Genomic DNA, 8,419 nt, shown 5'->3' with positions numbered 1-8,419 from the left:
TCAAAGAAACCCGGTTTTTGGTCGAATCTACGAATCAAAACCAAGAATTATCGAAAAAACCCGGTTTTTAGCCCCGTGTGTCAGCTCTGAAAATGACTTAACCTAACCCGGAATCAACCAATTATCCCCCTCACTCCTCGCTAACAGCCAAACCCGAAACCACAGGGGCGATCGCATTTAACTTCAACACAGGATGCTCCCCTTCCACCTGGCGGCAATTCCACTCATTTCTAAACAGCAAAACCGGCCTTCCCCAAGTATCTTTTACCGTCACCGTATTAAACAGCCGCCCAACTTTTTCCAGCGCCTCCCAACCGCCGTCAACCCAACGAGCTACACTGTAAGGCAACATATCGATCGTCGTTTCCACATTATATTCCGACTGCATTCTGAACTGCACAACTTCAAATTGCAACTGTCCGACAGCCGCCAAAATTGGCTCGCGTTTCGACTCATCAACCGAGTACATAATTTGCACTGCGCCTTCTTCCTGCAACTCCGAAACGCCTTTGCGGAACTGCTTAAACTTAGAAGGATTGGGATTTCTCAAAAAAGCAAAAAGTTCGGGAGAAAAACAGGGTATCCCTTCATATTCCAGTTTTTGGCCGGTGTAAATAGTATCGCCGATCGCAAATACTCCCGGATTGTTCAAACCGATCACATCGCCCGGATAAGCAACCTCGATCGACTCCCGATCCTGAGCAAATAACTTTTGAGGCCTTGACAAACGCACCGTTTTACCACTGCGAGCGTGAGTCACGTTCATGTCCTTTTCAAACTTGCCCGTACAAACCCGAATAAACGCCACCCGATCGCGGTGTCTTGGGTCCATATTCGCTTGCAACTTAAACACAAACCCGGTAAAATCTTCATAAGTTGGCGGCAAATCTCCGGCGCTGCTCTTGCGGGCGATCGGCTTCATAGCGTAATCTAAAAACGCATCTAAAAACAGTTCGACCCCAAAATTGCTCATGGCGCTGCCAAAGAAAACAGGCGTCATTTTGCCAGCCCGAACTAAATCTAAATCGAGTTCAGTTCCCAACTCATCCAGCAGTTCTAACTCTTCTTTGAGCTGATAGTAAAGGTCTTGTTCCAACAAATCTTCAATGCGCGGATCGCCCAATTCGATGACGGTATCAACAGCAGCGCGAGAACCGTGTTTAGTCCGCTCGAATAAGTGAATTTTGCGCGCCCTGCGATCGAAAACACCTTTAAAGCGATCGCCCGTACCTATGGGCCAATTTACCGGATAAGTCTGCAACCCCAATTCCTTCTCAATTTCGTCCAACAAATCCAAAGGTTCTCTGCTAGGGCGATCGAGCTTATTAAAGAAAGTAAAAATAGGCAAACTTCGCAGCTTACAAACTTCAAATAACTTCCGAGTTTGCGGTTCCAAACCCTTAGCAGCATCCTCAAGCATCACCGCATTGTCAGCCGCCGCCAGAGTTCGATAAGTATCTTCGCTAAAATCTTGGTGTCCCGGAGTATCTAGCAGATTAATGTGATATTTTTTATACTCAAACTGCAAAACAGTAGAAGTAATAGAAATTCCCCGCTGCTGTTCCATCGCCATCCAGTCAGACGTAGCGTGTCGCTGAGCCCGCCGCGCTTTCACAGAACCTGCTTCGTGAATTGCACCTCCGTACAGCAGCAGCTTTTCTGTCAAAGTAGTTTTTCCCGCGTCAGGGTGCGAGATAATAGCAAAGTTGCGCCGGCGCTCAACAGCAGTTAGCAGTTCAGTTTCGAGTTCTGTTGTCATCAAAAAAAATCCGTAAGTGGGAACTCAGTCCCTTTAGGGCTGAGAGGGAAACGGCTCGGCGGTTTCAACCGCCGTGAATCTTTCCATTACACGGGGATTGCTTAATTCGGTGTACTTTTGTAATGTACTTTCAGTGGGACAATTACCACCTCAAACCTCGCAACCCGCTCACGCATAATGTTTGCTCTTTCGAGCCTCCCTTTCGGGGTAATGTTCGCCTCGCCAAGGTTATAAGAGCTTGTTAGGCTTGCAACACTGTTTCAGTGACCTTAAAACTGTTTAATTGCAAGCGACAGAGCAGGGAACTGGCGTCGCATTCGCCTGGTGTCGTGACTCAAATAACGTAGTCAATTAAGACTTAGGCTGGTCAGTACAGCTTGCTTGATTACTCTTACAAGCTCAGTCCCTTTAGGGCTGGGTTACTGACCACAATTTGGTAGGGGAATCATCACCCGATCGCCATTATAGCCTGTGCTACAGTTGCTATTAAAGGTAAAATTATCAATAAAGTCAAGGAAAAGTAATATGTACGACTCTGACAAGCGGAAGCTGCTATCACTGGTGTGCCACGGGGCGATTTTTTTCAGCACGTTACTGTTCTCGATCGGAGCGCCGATCGCTGTATTGTTAGTATCAGATGACCCCGTTGTCAAAGAAAACGCCACAGAAGCGATCAATTTTCACCTTAATGTATGGCTGTACAGCGCCGTAATTGTGGCGTTAACTGTCGTCACTTTCGGTCTTGCTGGCTTTATCCTAGTGCCCCTAGGTTATCTGCTACACTGGGGACTGACAATAATGGCTATCCTCCACGTTTTGCAAACTCCTAACCAACCTTACCGCTACCCTTTTATTTTCCGAATAGTTTAGACAGAAAATCGCGCTTCACCATCGATTTCAATAACCCGATTTCTTTAAGCAGAAACCGGGTTTTTAATTGTTTTATAACTCACATTCGCTCCCCCAAACTGGCAAATACACTGCTTAATATTATGTCCCGTCGATTACCCCTAATACCGTAGGGGCGGGTGCACGAAAAATATATTCCAATAATTGACAATCTCAAAAACCCGCCCTTTTAATCGCTCGATCGGACATGATATAAGTGATAAAGAGGGTTGATGATCGGAGACAAGATTCAGTAAAAAAACTTAAAAATTTGTGAAGCTAAGCATCATCTAGTTGGAATTCCAGAAAATTGACCTAACATCATGAGTGAAATCTTGTTAATCCATAAAAAATCAAAAATCAGAGTACAATCAACTATTAATTATGGTGTTTTCGCCCTGTTGCAGGGCTGCTGTGAACGCTAAGTTGAGCTTCCATTGATGCCGTTTCCCACACTATGCTACCGCCTTTGGGTTATTTCGCGGAGTTAGGGCGGATGTTCGATCGCTCGGAACCATCATGTTTGCTTTAGCTGTGCTATTTTTGCATCTGGCGATCGTTCTATTGAAATTTTCCACAAATTCTATCTCTAGCAGGTGTCTTAAAACTTAGGATCGCGAATTAAATAACTTACAATTTTAATTGTTATTGTGGGATGGGCTCTTATAGCCCGTCCTTTTTGGATGGGCTCTTATAGCCCATCCCACAATCTTGTGGAAGTTATTTAATTCTCATTCCTTAATACAATATTTTTCCAATAAAAATCCCGCTCTTGTGGAACGGGAAAGCCATCAGGGTGCATCTATATGTATGTCACTATAACTCATAGGGGGTATAACCCCTCGTAGCTTTATCGAATCTTTACAATCACAAAATTTTTGTAAAGATTGAGGTTTTCATTTGACTGATCAGCCGTTTTATGAAATTTAAAGGGAAAATGCTGACATTTATAAAATCCAGTGAGTTTGCAAGGACAATTGCGATTAAACCAGGATCGCGCTGTTTCTTCACCTTAATTATCAAAATATCAATAATGTACGATCGCCTGGTTAGCCTGTTTGGGATTGAAAACTAAAAATTCAGTAGAGTGCGTCAGCAATTAGCTAATCAATTATAGAAAAAATAACGCGCTGCTGACGCACCTTACTAAGTTTGAGGATAACGTTGTGCTAAGAAAGAGATAGCAGCAGCCCGATCGCCCAAATCGCCATCCAACTTCGCCGCCAACAAATCATCCAACATTCGTTTAAACCCAGGCCCCGGCTTATAACCCAAAGCCTTCAAATCGTTGCCATTCAAAGGCGGCTCAACATTCGTCCATTTGGTGAGATATTCCCAAATTTGGCGGCGTGCACTTCGCGGACTTTGTAGGGCGATCGCAATTAACACCGGCAACTCATAATTTTTCAACAGCAGCACCAATTGACTCGGCAACTCGCACTTAGGCAAATTCTCTGCTAACTGATTCTTTCCGGCTTCCAACACTTCCAACCGCTTAATACTGTCAGCAGGTAACTGAAGATTTGCAGCCACCTTGCCGCGATATTCCGGTGCTACATAAGCTATCAAAACTTCCAGCCGCATCTGCCAATCGGGAATATTGATAATTGGGAATTGGGAATTGGGAATTGGGGATTGAGCCTTGAGAATAGTTGCTTTTTCTTTTTCTTCCTTCTTCCCTATTCCCTCTTCCTTATTCCCTCTGACTCGTGACTCACCCTCAATCATTAATCCGTGTATCCGTGTCAAAATCCGTGTCGTGCCTTCCTTCTTCCTTCCTTGCAAACACCGATCGAGCAAACGCAGTTGCCGCCACAACTCCCGATCCAACTCCAAAGTAGGATGAATACAGCGCAAAGCCTGCAAATCTCCCAGCATTTGCAAAGCAACTTTCCAGTAATGAGCTTGCAAAATGTATTTCAATTCGCTTTTGAGTCGAGTTTCCAAAGCCGGAGCTCGGCCATTTTCCCCCTGAATTCGGTAATAAATCCCGCTAGCCAAAGCGTTGCGGATGTATCCTTCCGTCTGCGGCTCAATTTCAAACCCCAACCGCACCGCAAATCGCACAGCGCGATAAATTCGCGTCGGATCTTCGATAAAACTATTGGCGTGCAAAACTCGAATTTGCTTCGATTCCAAATCCAGCAAACCGCAGAAAAAATCTAACAATTCGCCGCTGCGAGGAACACCCAACCGCACAGCCAGCGCATTAATTGTAAAATCCCTGCGGTACAAATCTTGGCGAATCGAACTCGCTTCAACTTCAGGATTTGCCGCCGGATAAGGGTAAAATTCAGTGCGAGCCGTAGCGATATCCACCCACAGCGAGCCGAAAGCAGAGTCTTTGTGCCACAAAAGCGCGGCGGTTTGAAATTGACCGTGAACGTCCAAACGCGATTCAGGGTAAAGTTTTTGCAGCGATGAAGCTAACTCGACACCAGCACCGGAATCGTCGGAACCGCACTTTCCATCCACAACCAAATCGATATCTGTTAGCGCCAGTGTATCATCCGTGGCTAAGAGTAAATCCCGGACTGCTCCACCCACAATATAAAGTTGCCAGCCGCGATTTTGGGCAATATTGGCGGCGATCGACAATAATTGCCATAATTCGGGACTGATGCGCGATCGCAACAACTGCTCAACCGATTCGGACACGGCACAATAAGAGAATTCTGCATTACTTCCCCTGTCTCGCGCTTTTTGCTGGTGCAATTCCCGCAACACATCAGTGCGAGTCACAATTCCCACCAGTTGACCGTTTTCCAATACTGGCAAGCGCCCGATATCGTATGTCACCATTAAAGATTCAATTTCCGGCAGCAAGGTATCTGGGGCGATCGTTTTTAACTGCGGACTCATGTAACCCTTGACGGGGGCGTGGCTGAAACCGTGGTGCAGGGCAATGTCAATGTCGCGGCGCGAGATAATGCCAGCCAGTCGATCGCCCGCATCGACCACAGAAAGCCCTGAATGTCCGTAACGTAGGAGTATACGGTGAGCTTCCCCCACCGAGGTTTCCGGGCGAATACTCCGCACTGGAGACGACATTAACTCGCGCGCTGTCGGAGGGTGGGGAATTTGAGCTTTCAGTTCGTCAGCTAACTGATTTAAAGTCAGCAGGGGGTCAACATCGCGGGTAGCGAGGGAAGCGGCGCGGGCGTGGCCTCCGCCGCCGAAGGGTTTGAACAATTCGCTGAGGTTTGTGCCTTCGATGCGCGATCGACCGATAATAGTTAATCGATTGGAAACTGGCGATTCTGGAGCGATGTTGCGGTTGTTTTCGTTGTCGCTAAATTTATAAACATTACCTAACAGCAGAGCATCGGTTTCCGTTAAATCGAGCAAGCGAGAAGCCAGCGAAGAAAGTCCCGGAACATAAGCTTCAGTAGACAGCAGCACCCAGGCTACGCTGTAACCGTGCAAAGTTTCCGATCGCAAATTCTTGAGCGCTTCTCTCAGCAAATCTTGCAATTGAGGAGACAAAGCGGGTTCTACATATTCAGCTATTACCCCCAAACTCGCTCCCTGTTCCATCAACCAGGCCAAAGCTATGGCATCTCGCGCAGTTGCGCCCTCAAAGGTGAGGGAACCTGTATCGACGTGGATGCCGAGGGCCATTACTGTTGCTTCCGAAGGCAGAAGGCGGAAGGGTATGTCGCTGTTTTCTGCTTGATTTTTGAGCTTTTCAACAATTAATGTTGTGCTGGCTCCGACTGCTTCGATCTGCGTAACAGTAGCGGGGATGTCTGAATGCGCTTCTAGGTGGTGGTCGAAAATAGCAATTTCCCTTACTTGTGGCAAATCCAGCCACTCGGCGGCTTTTCCCAAACGATCGCGCCCGGAGGCATCCACTATAGTAATCGATCGAATTTGTTGCGGATTGACCGATCGGCGTTCAATCAGTGGGTACTCGTCGCGGTGTAGCGCCAAAAAGTCCCGCACCGTCGGATGACACCCGCCCGTCAATACGATCCTGCTACCGGGGCGCAGCACGCAAAGTCCCACCGCCGCCCCCAAGGCGTCAAAATCTGCTGTTGTGTGGCACAAAACTAAGTCCATAGCCGAAAATCCCGCATCTCTAACTCAAACAGTAGCAATTTCTCGCCCTCTGAAACCGGATGTGTCGATCGGGCTTTAAGTTAACCTTTCCAGTTTTCTGTGCTGTAACGAACAATGATAAAATTGATAAAAATCTTAAGAGCCGCTGACGCCTGTTCGCGCAACGCCCGAATTTGCCTGGGTTCTTTCGTATCAATCAACCGACAATTTCTCGATCGACTATCGGGAAACTGTCAAAAACTAGAATTTGGAAGATTTTTTTCGGTTCTGGGAAACTATTTCCGCTCAACGCACGGTTATATCGAAAGGAGAAAAGATGTTATCAATTCTGTTTCAAGTCGTTTTACTGGGTCTGGTACTGCTGTCTTTTGTGATGGTCGTTGGCGTGCCAGTTGCTTATGCCTCTCCCCAAAACTGGAATCAGTCTAAATCCCTGATTTATGTCGGATCGGGTCTGTGGTTTTTGCTGGTTATTGCAGTGGGTGTATTGAACTTTTTAGTCGTTTAATTTCACCCAAGTCTATCGGATAAAGAAGGTAAAAGATAGAAGGATGAAGGCATTCACCAGCGATTAAAAGGCATTCGGCAGAAGCTAGGCATTTTCCAGACCGCGCGATTCTGTATGTTTTTGCACTTGAGATTCAGATGAGATGCTGCTGCTTTCTGACTTTTGCCTTCTCACAAACAAAACTCTAAAACCTAAAATCTAAAATCTAAAGTAGAACACTATGACTGTTTTCGAGGGAACTTTTACTCACACCGAATCTTTGCGATTTGCGATTGTCATCGGTCGTTTTAACGATTTGGTGGTTAACAAACTTTTGGAGGGATGTCAAGATTGTTTGAAACGCCACGGGGTTGATATTAATCCTCATGGATCTCAGGTGGACTTTTTTTGGGTTCCGGGAAGTTTTGAGATTCCTTTGGTGGCGCGCCAAGCGGCTCTTTCTCACCGCTACGATGCGGTAATTTGTCTGGGTGCGGTAATTCGGGGCCAAACTCCTCATTTCGATTTTGTGGCTGGTGAGGTTGCTAAGGGAATTGCTGCGGCTGCTTTTCAGACAGGGGTGCCGGTGATTTTTGGGGTGGTGACGACTGACACGATGCAGCAAGCTTTGGAAAGGGCTGGAATTAAAAGCAATTTGGGCTGGAATTATGCGATGAGTGCTTTGGAAATGGGTACTTTGATGCGCCAAGTTAAGGGTTTGGGAACACACTCTTACGATCATCGATTAACTACTGGATCTGCTGCTCAAGTGCTTTCGGGTGAAGCAAATCTGGCGATCGCCCCCGATGTATCGTCGGATCAAATCCCCTCGTAAGTTCGGCTAGCAATATTTTTAAGCTAAAAAGCATCAAGATTTGCATCGGGAAAAATCTTAAGACTCTTGTGGGGTGGTGATTATACCCGCCCCCAAGGTAAAAATTCCACTCTGGGCCGATCGACAAATTAGACCAATATCTTGCCCATTGGAAATGGGTACTTTGATGCCTCAAGTTAATAGTTTGGGCGGCAATTTTGACCAATAATTTCAAAGGTGGTACCCGCCACGTCATTTATCCGTGGAATCAATCCAAAATCTAAAATCTAAAATCCTCAAGAAAGAGCATTTATCTCGCGCAAGTCAATTCTAAAATCGAAAATCTAAAATCTAAAATCTAAAATCTAAAATCTAAAATCTAAAATCTAAAATCTAAAATCTAAAATCT

General features: G+C 46.1%; 5 protein-coding genes. 3 read left to right on the top strand and 2 right to left on the bottom strand.

Annotated elements, in window-relative coordinates; translation table 11 throughout:
• Positions 1-130: 130 nt before the first annotated feature.
• Positions 131-1,759: a peptide chain release factor 3 gene (gene prfC, locus QT973_RS22940; protein ID WP_333161842.1), complete on the bottom strand. Its 1,629-nt coding sequence runs from the start codon at positions 1,757-1,759 to the stop codon at positions 131-133.
• A 525-nt stretch (positions 1,760-2,284) separates the two neighbouring features.
• On the opposite strand from prfC, the gene QT973_RS22935 reads away from it, so the two are divergent.
• Positions 2,285-2,629, top strand: a complete 345-nt coding sequence (locus tag QT973_RS22935) for a DUF4870 domain-containing protein (protein ID WP_333058248.1) — start codon at positions 2,285-2,287, stop codon at positions 2,627-2,629.
• Positions 2,630-3,793: 1,164 nt separating this feature from the next.
• On the opposite strand, the gene QT973_RS22930 is transcribed toward QT973_RS22935, so the two are convergent.
• Entirely contained in the window at positions 3,794-6,709 is a 2,916-nt protein-coding gene (locus QT973_RS22930; RefSeq protein ID WP_333392233.1) for a CBS domain-containing protein, read from the bottom strand.
• A gap of 316 nt (positions 6,710-7,025) precedes the next feature.
• On the opposite strand from QT973_RS22930, the gene psbZ reads away from it, so the two are divergent.
• Positions 7,026-7,217 carry a photosystem II reaction center protein PsbZ gene (gene psbZ / locus QT973_RS22925; RefSeq protein ID WP_190735314.1) on the top strand — a complete coding sequence of 64 codons (192 nt, stop codon included), beginning with the start codon at positions 7,026-7,028 and terminating at the stop codon, positions 7,215-7,217.
• Positions 7,218-7,437: 220 nt separating this feature from the next.
• The gene (gene ribH, locus QT973_RS22920; RefSeq protein ID WP_333209091.1) at positions 7,438-8,031 is read left to right on the top strand and encodes a 6,7-dimethyl-8-ribityllumazine synthase; all 594 of its coding nucleotides are present in this window, start codon (positions 7,438-7,440) and stop codon (positions 8,029-8,031) included.
• Positions 8,032-8,419: the final 388 nt, after the last annotated feature.

Source organism: Microcoleus sp. Z1_A1 (genome assembly GCF_036700305.1).
Taxonomy (GTDB): domain Bacteria; phylum Cyanobacteriota; class Cyanobacteriia; order Cyanobacteriales; family Microcoleaceae; genus Microcoleus.
Note: the sequence above shows the minus strand (reverse complement) of the source record. Positions and strands in the feature narration are given on the sequence as shown.